Raw genomic sequence first — 13,299 nt, 5'->3', positions numbered from 1 at the left:
GCTCGGGCGGCATCGAGGTGGCGATCGTGTCCGGGCTCTCGGGGGCCGGTCGCAGCACGGCGGCGAAGGTCCTCGAGGACCTCGGCTGGTTCGTCGTGGACAACCTGCCGCCCGAGCTGATCGAGACGATGGTGGACCTCGGCGCGCGCTCGTCGGGGCAGGTCACGAGCATCGCCGTGGTGATGGACGTGCGCAGCCGCGCGTTCACCGCCGATCTGGGTGCGGTGATCAAGGAGCTGGACGCGCGGGGCCACCGGCCGCGCGTGGTGTTCCTCGACGCCTCCGACGCCGTGCTCATCCGCCGCTTCGAGGCCAACCGCCGCTCGCACCCGCTGCAGGGCGACGGGCGCCTGGTCGACGGCATCGCCGCGGAGCGCGAGCTGCTCGCCCCGCTGCACGACCAGGCCGACCTCGTCGTCGACACGTCGAACCGCTCGGTGCACCAGCTGCGCGCGGCCATCGAGAGCGCGTTCGCCGACACGTCGGCCGACGTCGGGCACAGCGTCACGGTGGTCTCGTTCGGCTACAAGCACGGGCTGCCGCCGGACGCCGACCTCGTCGTGGACATGCGCTTCCTGCCCAACCCGCACTGGATCCCCGAGCTGCGCGAGCACGACGGCCGCGAGGCCGAGGTGCGCGACTACGTGCTCTCCCAGGAGGGCGCGGAGGAGTTCCTCGAGCGTTACCTCGAGCTGCTGCGCCTGGTCGGTGCGGGCTACCGCCGCGAGGGCAAGCGCTACCTGACGGTCGCGGTGGGCTGCACCGGCGGCAAGCACCGCAGCGTCGCCATCGCCGAGGAGCTCGCCCGGCGCATGGAGGGCACGGACGGCGTGCGGGTGACGGTGTCGCACCGCGACGTGGGGCGCGAGTGACCGGGGCTCGACCGCTGCGGGCGGTGGCGCTCGGCGGCGGCCACGGCCTGCACGCCACGCTCACGGCGCTGCGGCGGCTGACCGACGACATCACCGCGGTCGTGGTGGTCGCCGACGACGGCGGCTCCTCGGGGCGGATCCGTCGCGAGCTGGACATGCTGCCGCTGGGCGACCTGCGCATGGCCCTGGGCGCGCTGGCCGGCCAGGAGCACCCGGGCCCGGAGAACACGCTGTGGCAGCGGCTGTTCGAGCACCGCTTCGGCGGGCACGGGGCGCTGGCGGGGCACGCGGTCGGGAACCTCGTGCTCGCCGGCCTGCTGGAGGTCCTCGACGACCCGGTGGCCGCGCTCGACCAGGCCTGCCACCTCCTGGGGGTGCGCGGGCGGGTGCTGCCGATGAGCACGCACCCGGTGGACATCGAGGCCGACGTGACCGGCATCCGCGGTCCCGCCGGCGGTGACGAGGGCCGCGACGTCGCGCACCGCATCCGTGGTCAGGTCGCCGTGGCCACGACGCCCGGGCGCGTGCAGCAGGTGCGCCTCGACCCCCGCCGGCCGAAGGCCTGCCCCGAGGCGTGCGACGCCCTGCGCCGTGCCGACGTCATCACGCTCGGGCCGGGCTCGTGGTTCTCGAGTGTGCTGCCGCACCTGCTGGTCCCCGAGCTGTTCACCGCGCTGAACGAGAGCGAGGCGCGGCGCGTCCTCGTCCTCAACCTGGCGCCGCAGCCCGGCGAGACCGCCGGGTTCTCGCCCGAGCAGCACCTCGAGGTGCTGGCCGCGCACGCCCCCCGGCTGCGCCTCGACGTCGTCGTCGCCGACACCGCCGCGGTCCCCGAGCCCGACCGTCTGCGCCGCGGCGCGGAGGCGTTCGGCGCGGAGACCCTGCTGACCACGGTCGGGACGCCCGACGGCAGCGCCCGCCACGACCCCGAGGCGCTCGCCGAGGCCCTGGCCGACGCCGCACACCACCGGATGGAGCACCGCGAGCCCTCGGGTGTCGCGGCCCGGTCCGGCGGCACGGGCACGACCATCGATGGCGGCCCCGACCCCGCCCGCCCGCACCAGGAGGAGGACCGAAGGTGGCCATGACCGCAGCGGTCAAGGACGAGCTCAGCCGGCTCGCGGTGACCAAGACGTGCTGCCGCCGCGCCGAGGTGGCGGCCCTGCTGCGCTTCGGCGGCGGGCTGCACATCGTCGGCGGCCGCGTCGTCGTCGAGGCCGAGCTCGACACCGGTGCCGGGGCCCGCCGCCTGCGCGGGGAGATCCACGACCTGTACGGGCACAACCCCGAGGTCCACGTGCTCTCGCAGGGCGGCCTGCGCAAGGGCACGCGCTACGTCGTCCGGGTGGCCGCCGACGGCGACTCGCTCGCGCGCCAGACCGGTCTGCTCGACCCGCGGGGCCGCCCGGTGCGGGGGCTGCCGCCGCAGGTCGTCTCCGGCGGCGTGTGCGACGCCGAGGCCGCGTGGCGCGGGGCGTTCCTCGCCCACGGCTCGCTCACCGAGCCCGGCCGCAGCTCGGCGCTGGAGATCACCTGCCCGGGCATGGAGGCCGCGATGGCGCTGGTCGGCGCCGCCCGACGGCTCGGCGTGGTGGCCAAGGCCCGCGAGGTCCGCGGCGCCGACCGGGTGGTCGTGCGCGACGGCGACGCCATCGGCGCGCTGCTGACCCGCCTCGGCGCGCACACCTCGGTGCTGGCCTGGGAGGAGCGCCGCATGCGCCGCGAGGTGCGCGCGACGGCCAACCGCCTGGCGAACTTCGACGATGCGAACCTGCGCCGCTCGGTCAAGGCCGCGGTCACGGCCTCGGCGCGGGTCAACCGGGCGCTGGAGCTGCTCGGCGACGAGGTCCCCGACCACCTGGTGCAGGCCGGGCGCCTGCGGGTGGAGCACGAGCAGGCCTCGCTGGAGGAGCTGGGCCAGCTCGCCGAACCGCCGATGACCAAGGACGCGGTGGCCGGGCGCATCCGGCGTCTGCTGGCCATGGCCGACAAGAAGGCCAAGGACATGCGCGTGCCCGACACCTCGTCGGTGGTCACCGAGGAGATGTCGGAGATGGCCGACCGCTGACCGTCTCGTCGTCCTCCATGGCGTTCTGATAGGTCTCGGTGAGGGCCCAGACGCAGGCGACCGCGACCAGCGCCAGCACGATCATGTAGACCGAGATCGCCATCGTCGTGCCGGTCGCGGCGAGCAGGGCGGTGGCGATCACCGGCGAGAACCCGCCGCCCAGCGCCGCACCGATCTGGTAGCCGAGGGACGCGCCGCTGTAGCGCACCTGCGCGCTGAACATCTCCGAGAAGAACGCGGCCTGTGGCCCGTACATCATCGACAGGGCGAGCTGGGCCACGACGAGCGCGATGGCCAGCGCGACCGGCGAGGCGGTGTCGATGAGCAGGAAGAACGGGATGGCCCACACCGCGGTCGCGAGCGCCCCGAACAGGTAGGTGCGTCGCCGCCCGATCCGGTCCGACAGGGCCGCGAAGGCCGGGAGTGCGGCGATCTGGACGATCGAGGCGATGAGGATCGCCACCAGCACGGTGGTGGTGGACAGCCCCAGGTCCTCGGTCGCGTAGTCGAGGATGTAGACGATGTAGATGTAGAACGTGGCGTTGACGACGATGAACGCGCCCGCGCCCAGCAGGATCTGGCGGGGGAACCGGCGGAACGCCTCGACGATCGGCGAGGAACCGCGCTGGGGCGCCGCGGTGCCGGCCTGCTCGGCCTGCTGGGCGCGCAGCTCCTGCAGGTGGCGGAAGGCCGGGGTGTCCTCGAGCTTCTTCTGGGCGTAGACGGCGACCCCGATGAGCAGCACCGAGACCAGGAACGGGACGCGCCAGCCCCAGGCGGCGAACGTCTCCGGCGCCGTCTGCGACGCCAGGACGATGAACAGGACCTGTCCGAAGATCACGCCCAGCGGGACCCCGACCTGCGCGAAGCTGCCGTAGAACCCTCGCCGGTGGCGAGGCGCGAACTCGGTGGCCAGGAGGACCGCGCCACCCCACTGCCCGCCGACGGCGAGGCCCTGCACGAACCGCAGGACGGTCAGGATGATCGGTGCCGCGATCCCGATGGTGGCGTAGGTCGGCAGGACACCGATGAGGGTGGTGCCGACCGCCATGGTGAAGAGCGCCGTGAGGAAGGCCTTCTTGCGGCCCACGCGATCGCCGAAGTGGCCCCACACCACGCCGCCGAGCGGGCGGGCGAGGAACGCGACGCCGAAGACGCTGAAGGTCAGCAGCGCCCCGGCGGTCGGACTCGCCTCCGGGAAGAACAGGTCCGGGAAGACCAGCGCGGCGGCCGTCCCGAAGATGAAGAAGTCGTACCACTCGATGGTCGAGCCCACCGCGCTGATGGCCGCGACCTTCCGGATCGAGCGTTCGTCGAGACGTCCCGCTTCCTCCGCCATGACCTGCTCCTCACGCCGTGAAGCACGTGTGAAGGGAGAGTGCCCGCTCGCGGATCGGGCCATTCGCACGGACCGGGCGGGTGGTGACGACGTCCCGAGGAGGTGTCGCCCACGAGCGGGAGGGCTGGGGCGTCCGCGACCGTTAGGGTGGCGCCCCCACGGGGAACGTCGTCACTCGAGCGCAGCGCGGCGCGGGTGTTCCCCGGCGAGACGACCGACGCACGAGAGGCAGGGCGAGGCGCAGTGACGGTCCGCATCGGGATCAACGGGTTCGGTCGTATCGGACGCAACGTGTTCCGCGCGCTCGAGGTGCAGCGCGCGGCGGGCACCGCCGACATCGAGGTGCTCGCGGTCAACGACATCACCGACAACAAGACGCTGGCGCACCTGCTGCGCTACGACTCGGTGCACGGCCGCTTCGACGGCACCATCGAGGTCTCCGACGACGCCCTCGTCGTCAACGGACAGACGATCAAGGCGCTCGCCGAGAAGGACCCGGCGAACCTGCCCTGGGGCGACCTCGGCGTCGACGTCGTCATCGAGTCCTCCGGGATCTTCACCGACGCCGACTCGGCGTCCAAGCACCTCAAGGCCGGCGCGAAGAAGGTCGTCATCTCCGCCCCGGCCAAGGGCGAGGACCTCACGGTCGTCATGGGCATCAACGACTCGGCCTACGACGGCAGCCAGAACATCCTGTCCAACGCCTCGTGCACCACGAACTGCGTCGCGCCGATGATCAAGGTGCTGCACGACGCGTTCGGGCTCGAGACCGGCTTCATGTCGACGATCCACGCCTACACCGGCGACCAGCGGATCCACGACGCCCCGCACAAGGACCTGCGCCGCGCCCGCGCCGCCGCGTCCAACATCATCCCGACCACCACCGGTGCCGCCCAGGCCACCGCGCTGGCGCTGCCCGAGCTGGAGGGCCGGCTCAACGGCCTGGCCTACCGGGTGCCGGTCAACGACGGCTCGGTCACCGACCTCACCGCGACGCTGAACACCGACGTCACCGTCGAGCAGGTCAACGAGGCGTTCCGGAAGGCCGCCGAGGGCGAGCTGAAGGACGTCCTGGTCTACACCGAGGACCCGATCGTCTCCACCGACATCGTCGGCGAGGCCGCGTCGTGCACCTTCGACGCCGGGATGACCAAGGTGCTCGGCAACCGGACCGTGAAGATCGTGGGCTGGTACGACAACGAGTGGGGCTACTCCAACCGCGTCGTCGACCTGACCACCCTCGTCGGCTCGAAGCTCTGATGCGGACCCTCGACGACCTCGTCGCGGAGGGGGTGCGGGACCGGTTCGTGCTGGTCCGGTCCGACCTCAACGTTCCCCTCGACGGCTACACGATCACCGACGACGGCCGCATCCGGGCCGCGTTGCCGACCATCACCCGGCTGCGGGAGGCCGGGGCCAAGGTGGTCGTCACGGCGCACCTCGGCCGGCCGAAGGGTGGCCCGCCGCCGGGCCGTGACCCGGTCGAGAGCCTGTCGCCGGTGGCGGCGGGGCTCGGCCAGCTGCTCGACGAGCGGGTGCTGCTCGCCAAGGACGTGGTGGGCGAGTCGGCCCGACGGGTCGCCGAGGCGCTGCGCCCGGGTGGCGTGGCCATGCTGGCCAACGTGCGCTGCGACGCCCGCGAGACCGGCGACGCCGACGAGCGGGCGCAGCTGGCGGGCGAGATCGCCGCGCTGGTGCCCGGGGGCGCGTTCGTCTCCGACGGCTTCGGAGTGGTGCACCGCGAGCAGGCCTCGGTGGTGGAGATCGCGCGCGAGCTCCCGGCCTACGGCGGCGACCTCGTGGCCCGGGAGACCGAGGTGCTGCGCCGGCTCGTCGGCGATCCCGAGCGGCCCTACGTCGTGATCCTCGGCGGGTCCAAGGTCTCCGACAAGCTCGGGGTGCTGTCGAACCTGCTGCCGAAGGTCGACAAGCTGCTGGTCGGCGGCGCGATGTGCTTCACGTTCCTCGCCGCGCAGGGCTACGACGTGGGCGGGTCGAAGCTGGAGTCCGACCAGGTCGACACCTGCAAGGACCTGCTGGGCCGCTACGCGGACACCCTCGTGCTGCCCACCGACGTCGTCGTCGCCTCGGAGTTCTCCGCCGACGCCGACACCCGAACGGTGTCGGTGTCGGACATGCCCGAGGGTTGGATGGGCCTCGACGTGGGCCCCGAGACGGTGTCGGCGTTCGGCGCCGCGCTCGACGGCGCGGCCACGGTGTTCTGGAACGGGCCCATGGGCGTGTTCGAGATGGCCCCGTTCGCGGCGGGCACCACCGGGGTCGCCGAGGCCGTCGCGGCGTCGAGCGCGTTCAGCGTCATCGGCGGCGGCGACTCGGCGTCGGCGATCCGCGCGGCGGGCCTCGACGAGGGCCGCTTCGGCCACATCTCGACCGGCGGCGGCGCGTCGCTGGAGTTCCTCGAGGGCCACGTCCTGCCGGGCATCGCCGTCCTGGAGCCCTCCCGTCACTCCGCTCGCCCCGGCGAGGGGACCTGATGGCCGCGCGGAAGCCCCTCATCGCGGGCAACTGGAAGATGAACCTCAACCACCTCGAGGCCATCGGCGTCACCCAGAAGCTCGCCTTCGCCCTGCCGGGCAAGTACTACGACGTGGTCGACGTGGCCGTGCTGCCGCCGTTCACCGACCTGCGCAGCGTGCAGACGCTCGTCGACGCCGACGCCATGCCGATCACCTACGGCGGCCAGGACCTCTCGCCCGAGGACTCCGGGGCGTTCACCGGCGACGTGTCCGGGGCGATGCTCGCCAAGCTCGGCTGCACGTGGGTGGTGGTCGGGCACTCCGAGCGCCGCACGATCCACGGCGAGGACGACGCCCTGGTCAACCGCAAGGTGCGGGCGGCGCTGCGCCACGGCCTGACCCCGATCCTGTGCCTGGGGGAGGGCGAGGACGTCCGCGAGGCCGGCGACCACGTGCGGTACTGCACCGCCCAGCTCGACGGAGCCCTCGAGGGCCTGGCCGCCGACGACGTCGCGAAGATCGTGCTGGCCTACGAACCGGTGTGGGCGATCGGCACCGGGAAGACCGCCGGGGTGTCCGACGCCCAGGAGGTCTGCCACGCGCTGCGCGAGCGGCTGCGCGAGGTCCACGGCGGCCCGGTCGCCGACGGCGTGCGCATCCTCTACGGCGGCTCGGTGAAGTCGGACAACGTCGCGGACCTCGTGAAGTCCGACGACGTCGACGGCGCCCTGGTCGGCGGGGCGAGCCTGAACCCGGAGGGCTTCGCCGAGCTGTGCGCCCTCGCCGCCGGCGGCCCTTTGCCCTGACGGGCTCGTGCGTGCTTTCCCGTGCTGGAGCACGGGAAAGCACGCACACCCTCATCCGTGTGCGCACCGCGTACGCCCGGCCGGAGATCACGGAACGCCGGGGCGTTACGGGGACGTCGCAGGAGCGGGGTATCGTGCCCCATACGCACCGATCCCGCACGGCGGGGCGGTCAGAGCCCCGTCCGGCCCGGACGGGGTCGGCACCCGGAGGTCACGGACACCGACATGCGACTGTTCCTCGACATCCTGCTCATCGCGTCCAGCGTGCTGCTGGTGCTGCTGGTGCTCCTGCACCGCGGGCGGGGCGGCGGGTTGTCGTCGCTGTTCGGCGGCGGGGTCCAGTCGAGCCTCGCCGGGTCGAGCGTCGTCGAGAAGAACCTCGACCGGCTCACCCTGTTCGTGGGTGCCATCTGGCTGATCTCCATCGTCGGCACGGGGCTGCTCGTCAAGATCGAAGGCTGACGGGCGGCCCGGGCCGAGTGCCGGGCCGCCCCTGGACGCGGAGGTACTCCGGCGATGGCGACTGGCAACGCGATCCGAGGCACCCGGGTGGGGTCGGGCCCCATGGGGGAGTCCGAGCGCGGGGAGAGCGCGGCGCGCACCGTGGTGTCGTTCTGGTGCTCGAACGGCCACGAGACCCGCCCGTCGTTCGCCGTCGACGCCGAGATCCCCACCAGCTGGGACTGCCCGCGCTGCGGCCTGCCGGCCAACACCGACGAGAAGAACCCGCCGCCGGCCAAGCGCACCGAGCCGTACAAGACCCACCTGGCCTACGTGAAGGAGCGCCGCTCCGACGCCGACGGTGAGGCCCTGCTCGACGAGGCGCTGGCGAAGCTCCGCGCGAAGCGCGGCGAGAGCTGACACGATGCCGGGCCATGGTGGCCCCGGCAGTCGACACACGATTCTCGCTCGGTCAGTCCGAGATCCCCACGGCCTGGTTCAACGTGGCGCCCCACCTGGCGTCACCGCTGGACCCTCCACTGCACCCCGCGACCCGCGAGCCCGTCGGCCCCGACGACCTCGCGCCGCTGTTCGCCCAGGAGCTGATCGGCCAGGAGATGTCGGCCGACCCGTGGATCGACATCCCGGGCGAGGTCCTCGACGTCCTGCGCCTGTGGCGGCCCACGCCGCTGGTGCGCGCCCGGCGGCTCGAGGCCGCGCTGGGCACGCCCGCGCGGATCTACTTCAAGGACGAGTCGGTCTCGCCGGCCGGGTCGCACAAGCCGAACTCCGCGGTGCCGCAGGCGTTCTACAACGCCCGCGAGGGCATCACGCGCCTGACCACCGAGACCGGTGCGGGCCAGTGGGGAACGGCGCTGTCGTTCGCGTGCGCGCAGTACGGCCTCGAGTGCGCGGTCTACATGGTGCGCAAGAGTTTCGAGCAGAAGCCCTACCGCAAGGTCATCATGGAGACCTGGGGCGGCACGGTCGTGCCGTCGCCGATCGACGACCCCTCGCACCCGGGCTCGCTGGGCGCGGCGATCTCCGACGCGGTCCGTGACGCCGTCGGCCGCGAGGACACCCACTACGCGCTGGGCTCGGTGCTCAACCACGTGCTGCTGCACCAGACGGTGATCGGGCTCGAGGCCCAGCAGCAGCTCGCAGCCGCGGGGGAGACCCGCCCCGACGTCGTGATCGCGCCGTGCGGCGGCGGGTCGAACCTCGGCGGCATCGCGCTGCCGTTCCTGCCGGACGCCTCGGTGCGCCTGCTCGCCGCCGAGCCGGCGTCGTGCCCGACCCTGACCCGGGGCCGCTATGAGTACGACTACGGCGACACCGCGGGGTTCACGCCCCTGATGAACATGTACACGCTCGGCCACGACTTCGTGCCGCCCGGCATCCACGCGGGCGGGCTGCGCTACCACGGCGACTCGCCGATCATCTCCAAGCTGGTCCACGAGGGCCGCATGGAGGCCGTGGCGCACCGCCAGCGGGCGGTCTTCGAGGCGAACGTGCTGTTCGCCCGCGTCGAGGGGAAGGTCCCGGCGCCCGAGGCCGGCCACGGCATCGCCTCGGTGATCCAGGAGGCGCGCGACGCGGCCGAGAAGGGCGAGGACCGCGTCATCCTGTTCAACTACTGCGGCCACGGCCTGCTCGACCTCGCCGCGTACGAGGAGTACCTCGGCGGGCAACTCGTCGACGAGCCCTGAGCCGAGCCCTGCTCACCCGGTGCCGGGGAGCGGCTCCTGCCCGTCGTCGTAGACGAGCTGCTCCCCGGCCCGCCGCACTCCGTCGGTGGGTCGGTGCTCCGGGGTGCGCCCGTCGTGCATGAGGTGGCGGACGGGCACCCCGCGCACCAGCGTCACGTGGTCGGCGACGAGGCGGCGGTGGCAGCGCCACCACACCGACTCCGAGCACAGGATCGCGGTGGGCTCGTCGGCGGCGAGCAGCGCGTCGACGGCGGCGGTGAACGCCGGGGTGCGCATGTGGGCGGCGTAGCCGGCGAACGCGGCGTTGCGCAGGGCGGTGTCGGGCGAGTCCCGCGGGACCGACCGCCGCCCGCCCAGGCGCTCCTCCCAGCGGTAGTCCACGCCGTGCTTGCGCAGCGTCGGGCCCAGGGCCTCGCGCGCCACCGAAGGGTCCCGGCGGCTGCCCGGGTAGCGGCGGACGTCGACGACCGCGGCCACCCCGGCGCCGGCCACGAGCCGCGCGAGGCCCGGGCCGTCGAGCGTGCCGTGCCCGACGGTCCAGAGCGTGTCCACGGCGGAGGGGTACCCCGGGCGTCGTCACCGCGCGGCGTTCCGCGCAGCGGGAGGACGGTCGCGCCGCCGAGCGTCCCCGTGGTGGAGTGCCCGCGTGACAACCGTCCGCGACGCCTCGCTGGCCCTGCTGCGCGCACACGGGATCACGACGATCTTCGGCAACCCCGGCTCCACCGAGCTGCCGATGTTCCGCGACTTCCCCGACGACTTCCGCTACGTCCTGGGCCTGCAGGAGTCGGTCGCTGTGGCCATGGCCGACGGTCACGCGCAGGCCACCGGCCGGGCGGCGCTGGTGAACCTGCACTCGGCGGCCGGGGTGGGCCACGGGCTCGGCAACGTGTTCACCGCGTTCCGCAACCGCACGCCCCTGGTGCTGGTCGCCGGCCAGCAGGCGCGCTCGCTGCTGGTCGGCGAGCCGTTCCTCTACGCCGAGCGCCCGACCGAGTTCCCCGAGCCGTACGTGAAGTACAGCCGCGAGCCCGCCCGCGCCGAGGACGTCCCCGCCACGCTGGCGCGGGCGATCCACGTGGCGACGACCCCGCCGTGCGGTCCCGTGCTGGTGTCGGTGCCGGTCGACGACTGGGACCGCCCCGCCGTCCCGGTGCCCCCGCACCACGTCGCGGGCACGGTCGCCGGCGACCCGGCTGCGCTGGCCGGCGTCGCCGACCAGCTCGCCGCCGCGGGGACCCCGGCGTTCGTGGTGGGCGGCGAGGTCGACCGCGACGACGCCTTCGACGACGTCGTCGCCCTGGCCGAGCGTCACGCCGCCCGCGTGTACGTCGCGCCGATGTCCCCGCGCTGCGGCTTCCCCGAGCGCCACCGGCTCTTCGGCGGCTTCCTGCCCGCGGCGCACGCCGGCATCCGCGCCGCCCTCGACGCGCACGACCTGGTCCTGGTGCTCGGGTCGCCGGTGTTCCCGTTCCACACCGAGGGCACTGGTCCGGGTGGTGGCGCCGGGGACACCGCCGTGCCGGAGGGCACGGCGCTCGTGCAGCTGACCGAGGACCCGTCGCACGCGGCGTGGACCCCGGTCGGCACGTCGATCGTCACGGGTCTGCGCCACGGCGTGCGGGCGCTGCTGGCCGGCCCGCCGCCCCCCGACCGCCCGCTGCCGGCGCCCCGTCCCGCGGTCGCGCGGGCCGCCGCCGACGGCGACGTCATCACCGAGGAGCTGCTGCTGCAGACCCTCGCCGACCTGCGGCCCGCCGACTCCGTCGTGGTCGAGGAGGCCCCGGCCACCCGCGGCCCGATGCACGACCACCTGCCGTTCGACCGGCCCGCGAGCTTCTACACCTGCGCCAGCGGGGGGCTGGGTCACGGCCTGCCCGCGGCCGTCGGCGTGGCGCTGGCGCGCCGCGAGCGCGTGGTGGCGCTGGTGGGCGACGGGTCGGCGATGTACGGCATCCAGGCGCTGTGGTCGGCCGCGCGGCTCGGGGTGCCGCTGACCGTCGTCGTCGTGCACAACGACCGCTACCGCGCGCTCGACCAGTTCGCCGAGCACTTCGGCATCACCAAGACCGTCGGCCACGCGATCCCCGGCCTCGACTTCGTCGCCCTCGGGGCCGGCCAGGGAGTGCCCGGTGTGCGCGTCGAGCGTCCCGGCGAGCTCGAGCCGGCGCTGGCCGAGGCCCTGCGCGCGTCCGGCCCGGTCGTGCTCGACGTCCTCGTACGCTGCTAGGAGCCCGAGGCGGCGTCGGTGGCGTCCACCGCCCGATTGATCAGCTCGACGAGCTCGGCGTGCACCGCGTCGGGCTGCTGAACGGGGAGGAAGTGGCTGCCCGGCAGCACCACGAAGCGTCCGGCCGGGATCGCCTCGGCGCGTCGCCGCAACGACAGCGGGTCGACGAACGCGTCGAAGCTCCCCGCGACGACGGTGACCGGGAACACTGCCGGCACCGGCTCGTGCGCGGGCGGCCGGCTCGCCTCGAGGACCAGGCGGGAGAACCACTCCCAGTCGTGGCCGGCGAAGGTGCGGATGGTGTCCGCCAACGCCCCGGAGGCGGGGTGATGCCCCGCGCCGAGGTCGACCGACGACACCGAGGACGACCAGACCGAGCCCGCCGCGGCGACCGGTGGGCCGACCCACCGCAGCATCCACGCGCTCGTCCGGCCGAGCTGCTCCCGGGCCGCCGGCGGGGTCCCGGGGGGTACGCGCAGGAGCTGGAAGGGCGCGCCCGGGGCGCCCCCGACCGCCAGGATCCCGGCGACGCGCTCCGGGGCCCTCCGCGCGACCTCGAAGGCGATACCGACCCCCAACGACCAGCCGACGAGCACCGCGCGCTCGAACCCGACCTCGTCCATCACGGCCTCGAGGTCGTCGGCGTGGTCCTCGAGTCGGATCCGGCGCTCGTCGGCGGGGCGTTCCGAGCCGGCCAGGCCGCGGTGGTGCCAGCCCACCGCACGGATGCCGCAGGTGGGCGTGGCCAGGAGGGGCCACGAGCCGTGCGAGGCGCCGATGCCGTTGCTGATCACCACGGCCGGTCCCCGGGCCTCGTTGTCCCACAGCCGGAGCGAGGTGCCGTCGCGTCCCCGGGCCACGTCCTCGCGCATGGTCCCGACCCCAGCGCACGGCGCCGCCGTCCGCCAGGGGCGGACGGCCCCCGGTCGGGCCGAGGCAGTCAGCCCTTGACGTAGGCGCTCTTCTCGGCCACGAGCCCGTCCCGCACGGTGAACAGGTCGACCCCGCGCACGTGGCCGTTCCCCCAGTCGTAGCGCCAGCACGCGACCACGCGGTCCCCGGCCTCGATCACCTCCTCGGTGCGGAACTCGCCGTCGGGCGACGCGCCGAACAACCGCGCCCATGCCGCCCGTACCGCCTCGGCGCCCACGTGCCGGACGCCGTCGGGAGGCGTGGTGTCGTCGAAGACGCAGTCCGGCGTCATCGTCGCCATGATCGCGTCGAGGTCCCGCGTGGCGAAGGCCTCCTGGAACCGGCGCACCGCGGTGCCGGCGCCGATGGTCCTCGTGGCGGTCGTGACCGGGCCTCGTTCGTGGCCGTCGCCCATGACGTCCTCCGTCTCGAGAGGGGTTCGGAC

The 13,299-nt window shown here is 73.9% G+C and carries 14 protein-coding genes; 10 read left to right on the top strand and 4 right to left on the bottom strand.

What is annotated here, in order from left to right; all coding sequences use genetic code 11:
* The first annotated feature begins 11 nt into the window (after positions 1-11).
* From rapZ to whiA, 3 genes are read left to right on the top strand one after another with little or no spacing between them, the layout of a single operon-like run.
* A complete protein-coding gene (gene rapZ, locus C8D89_RS07510) occupies positions 12-872 on the top strand; it encodes an RNase adapter RapZ (RefSeq protein ID WP_207787134.1) in 861 nt (286 codons plus the stop codon).
* Positions 869-1,960, top strand: coding sequence for a gluconeogenesis factor YvcK family protein (locus tag C8D89_RS07505; protein WP_279323360.1), 1,092 nt, complete (start codon positions 869-871; stop codon positions 1,958-1,960). Before rapZ ends, C8D89_RS07505 begins: the two co-directional genes overlap by 4 nt.
* Positions 1,951-2,940, top strand: coding sequence for a DNA-binding protein WhiA (gene whiA / locus C8D89_RS07500; RefSeq protein ID WP_116707496.1), 990 nt, complete (start codon positions 1,951-1,953; stop codon positions 2,938-2,940). Before C8D89_RS07505 ends, whiA begins: the two co-directional genes overlap by 10 nt.
* Here whiA and C8D89_RS07495 read toward each other — a convergent pair.
* Positions 2,906-4,279: an MFS transporter gene (locus C8D89_RS07495; protein WP_116707495.1), complete on the bottom strand. Its 1,374-nt coding sequence runs from the start codon at positions 4,277-4,279 to the stop codon at positions 2,906-2,908. The two genes, whiA and C8D89_RS07495, sit on opposite strands and share 35 nt — an antisense overlap.
* Positions 4,280-4,522: 243 nt before the next feature.
* On the opposite strand from C8D89_RS07495, the gene gap reads away from it, so the two are divergent.
* From gap to C8D89_RS07465, 6 genes are all read left to right on the top strand, one after another.
* Positions 4,523-5,539 (top strand): type I glyceraldehyde-3-phosphate dehydrogenase, encoded by a 1,017-nt coding sequence (gene gap, locus C8D89_RS07490; RefSeq protein ID WP_116707494.1) that lies wholly within the window; start codon positions 4,523-4,525, stop codon positions 5,537-5,539.
* Entirely contained in the window at positions 5,539-6,774 is a 1,236-nt protein-coding gene (locus C8D89_RS07485; protein ID WP_116707493.1) for a phosphoglycerate kinase, read from the top strand. The genes gap and C8D89_RS07485 overlap by 1 nt, the downstream gene beginning before the upstream one ends.
* A complete protein-coding gene (gene tpiA, locus C8D89_RS07480) occupies positions 6,774-7,562 on the top strand; it encodes a triose-phosphate isomerase (protein WP_116707492.1) in 789 nt (262 codons plus the stop codon). The genes C8D89_RS07485 and tpiA overlap by 1 nt, the downstream gene beginning before the upstream one ends.
* 225 nt (positions 7,563-7,787) lie before the next feature.
* Positions 7,788-8,024 carry a preprotein translocase subunit SecG gene (gene secG / locus C8D89_RS07475; RefSeq protein ID WP_116707491.1) on the top strand — a complete coding sequence of 79 codons (237 nt, stop codon included), beginning with the start codon at positions 7,788-7,790 and terminating at the stop codon, positions 8,022-8,024.
* A 54-nt stretch (positions 8,025-8,078) separates the two neighbouring features.
* The gene (locus C8D89_RS07470) at positions 8,079-8,423 is read left to right on the top strand and encodes an RNA polymerase-binding protein RbpA (protein ID WP_116707490.1); all 345 of its coding nucleotides are present in this window, start codon (positions 8,079-8,081) and stop codon (positions 8,421-8,423) included.
* A gap of 14 nt (positions 8,424-8,437) precedes the next feature.
* The gene (locus tag C8D89_RS07465) at positions 8,438-9,712 is read left to right on the top strand and encodes a TrpB-like pyridoxal phosphate-dependent enzyme (protein ID WP_116707489.1); all 1,275 of its coding nucleotides are present in this window, start codon (positions 8,438-8,440) and stop codon (positions 9,710-9,712) included.
* 12 nt (positions 9,713-9,724) lie between these two features.
* Here the strand turns inward: C8D89_RS07465 and C8D89_RS07460 are convergent, their stop codons facing one another.
* Complete coding sequence (locus tag C8D89_RS07460) at positions 9,725-10,264, bottom strand: DUF488 domain-containing protein (RefSeq protein WP_116707488.1); 540 nt, start codon at positions 10,262-10,264, stop codon at positions 9,725-9,727.
* 94 nt (positions 10,265-10,358) lie between these two features.
* Here C8D89_RS07460 and mdlC point away from each other — a divergent pair, with 94 nt between their 5' ends.
* Positions 10,359-11,942 (top strand): benzoylformate decarboxylase, encoded by a 1,584-nt coding sequence (gene mdlC, locus C8D89_RS07455; RefSeq protein WP_116707487.1) that lies wholly within the window; start codon positions 10,359-10,361, stop codon positions 11,940-11,942.
* On the opposite strand, the gene C8D89_RS07450 is transcribed toward mdlC, so the two are convergent.
* Together C8D89_RS07450 and C8D89_RS07445 are read right to left on the bottom strand one after the other, a co-directional pair.
* Positions 11,939-12,814 carry an alpha/beta fold hydrolase gene (locus tag C8D89_RS07450; RefSeq protein ID WP_116707486.1) on the bottom strand — a complete coding sequence of 292 codons (876 nt, stop codon included), beginning with the start codon at positions 12,812-12,814 and terminating at the stop codon, positions 11,939-11,941. The genes mdlC and C8D89_RS07450 overlap by 4 nt on opposite strands.
* A 68-nt stretch (positions 12,815-12,882) precedes the next feature.
* Positions 12,883-13,269, bottom strand: a complete 387-nt coding sequence (locus tag C8D89_RS07445) for a nuclear transport factor 2 family protein (protein ID WP_116707780.1) — start codon at positions 13,267-13,269, stop codon at positions 12,883-12,885.
* Positions 13,270-13,299: the final 30 nt, after the last annotated feature.

The sequence above is a fragment of the Actinomycetospora cinnamomea genome (assembly GCF_003096675.1).
GTDB lineage: Bacteria > Actinomycetota > Actinomycetes > Mycobacteriales > Pseudonocardiaceae > Actinomycetospora > Actinomycetospora cinnamomea.
This window is presented reverse-complemented; position numbering and strand designations above follow the sequence as displayed.

Bases quoted from the DNA above. Each gene is read 5' to 3' on its own strand.
- tpiA (WP_116707492.1), top strand. From the start codon at position 6,774: ATGGCCGCGCGGAAGCCCCTCATCGCGGGCAACTGGAAGATGAACCTC.
- C8D89_RS07450 (WP_116707486.1), bottom strand. From the start codon at position 12,814: ATGCGCGAGGACGTGGCCCGGGGACGCGACGGCACCTCGCTCCGGCTG.
- C8D89_RS07465 (WP_116707489.1), top strand. From the start codon at position 8,438: ATGGTGGCCCCGGCAGTCGACACACGATTCTCGCTCGGTCAGTCCGAG.
- C8D89_RS07495 (WP_116707495.1), bottom strand. From the start codon at position 4,279: ATGGCGGAGGAAGCGGGACGTCTCGACGAACGCTCGATCCGGAAGGTC.
- secG (WP_116707491.1), top strand. From the start codon at position 7,788: ATGCGACTGTTCCTCGACATCCTGCTCATCGCGTCCAGCGTGCTGCTG.
- C8D89_RS07470 (WP_116707490.1), top strand. From the start codon at position 8,079: ATGGCGACTGGCAACGCGATCCGAGGCACCCGGGTGGGGTCGGGCCCC.
- C8D89_RS07445 (WP_116707780.1), bottom strand. From the start codon at position 13,269: ATGGGCGACGGCCACGAACGAGGCCCGGTCACGACCGCCACGAGGACC.
- C8D89_RS07485 (WP_116707493.1), top strand. From the start codon at position 5,539: ATGCGGACCCTCGACGACCTCGTCGCGGAGGGGGTGCGGGACCGGTTC.